Annotated in this window: 2 protein-coding genes and 1 pseudogene; 2 read left to right on the forward strand and 1 reads right to left on the reverse strand. The window is 39.1% G+C overall.

What is annotated here, in order from left to right; genetic code table 11:
* Both J2S00_RS19815 and J2S00_RS19820 read left to right on the forward strand, forming a co-directional pair.
* Positions 1-384: UPF0236 family transposase-like protein (locus J2S00_RS19815; RefSeq protein ID WP_307344029.1), on the forward strand; the 384-nt coding region annotated here is incomplete at its 5' end.
* Positions 365-562 (forward strand): DUF3951 domain-containing protein, encoded by a 198-nt coding sequence (locus J2S00_RS19820; protein ID WP_307344030.1) that lies wholly within the window; start codon positions 365-367, stop codon positions 560-562. The genes J2S00_RS19815 and J2S00_RS19820, both read left to right, overlap by 20 nt.
* A gap of 266 nt (positions 563-828) precedes the next feature.
* Here the strand turns inward: J2S00_RS19820 and J2S00_RS19825 are convergent.
* Positions 829-1192 (reverse strand): annotated as a pseudogene (locus J2S00_RS19825) (YckD family protein).
* Positions 1193-1306: the final 114 nt, after the last annotated feature.

Here is a 1306-nt window from a genome sequence, read left to right on the forward strand (position 1 = left end):
ATAGATACACGTACCAACCATACTGAATCGCTCATGAACCCAGGAGTAGTATGGGTTTATGAGCGTTTTGTTTGCCTAGTAACTGTCGAACTTGGGATCGATTTTGATGGTAGCCGGAGCATGAGTCCCATGCTGGAGGCCGTAGCCATTGAGTTGGTGGTGACAGGACCATCCTATCGTCACGCAGCTCATACATTAGAAGCGTTTGTAGGGTATCCTGTGATCAGTCACGAATCCATTAGGCAACGTTTGTGGAGTATTGAGATCAGCAGGGACTCATCTCAAAATCAGACATCCGAAGCTAAAGAGGTATTGTTCATTGAAGTGGATGGCCTCCACGTCAAACGTCAGAGAGGGAGCCGCAATGGCAAGGAAAAAAGATAGCTGTGATCCTTCTACCGATTATTTTGCTGATGGGGATCGTCGTTATCAAGACATTTGTAAAAAAGAACTGCCTGACAATAACTATACACTGTTCGATTACATTACGGGACATACTCTCATTGAATTTCACGAAGAGAAAGAAGAACCGCATGAAGAGGACGGAAAAGGTGAAAAATAAAAACTTTCAAAAAAGTATCAACCATAGGTACCAATAGAGAGAATAAGTAGTGAACATTACGTTGATAATACGTTATTAAATGATTTTTTTATGATTTTTAAACAACATTATTATTTATTAAACGAATTGGCTATCTAAATATGTTTTAATGACAATATAATCGTCATCAATGTAAGTATGAAAATTTGTGGCATACCGGCCATCTAAACTCCTCCTCTGCCATAGTCCATGCTCCTGTCAGAGAAGGAGTGAGGCCACATGTTCAGTTATTTTGACCAAGGCATTTTAGACTTACGTTTTTTTCCGTGATCTTTTTTCTCATATTTGGAATGATCACAGGGTGGTACAAATCCGTTTTCTTCAAGTTTTTGGTACCGTTTTTCAATCCAAGCCATCTTTTTTTCGGCCTGCTCTTTGGTCAGAACACCATACATATTTGGCTATCATTTCTTTTTTCTTCTCCAGTATGTCTTGGGCTAAAGCTTGGATTTCTTGTTTCTGCTCGTCTGTTAATTCAACTTTAGCAGTGGTTTCATTATAATGATCACTGTCTGCTTGGACTGTATCAAACCCCAGACAGGCAACAGTCACCAGGCAAATGATGAACAATATCACATTTCTTTTAAACATAGACGACAACCTCCTGTTATGTCAACATCATTTTTAAATTCCTCAAAATCATCAACTAAAAATTCCCCAGTAAACGTTTGAAATTTGCCCCGCAGTGGGACGTGTTTATTTATT

The organism is Caldalkalibacillus uzonensis, assembly GCF_030814135.1.
Classification (GTDB): Bacteria; Bacillota; Bacilli; order Caldalkalibacillales; family Caldalkalibacillaceae; genus Caldalkalibacillus; species Caldalkalibacillus uzonensis.

Coding starts and splice junctions, on each gene's coding strand:
- J2S00_RS19820 (WP_307344030.1), top strand. CDS start 365: ATGGCAAGGAAAAAAGATAGCTGTGATCCTTCTACCGATTATTTTGCT.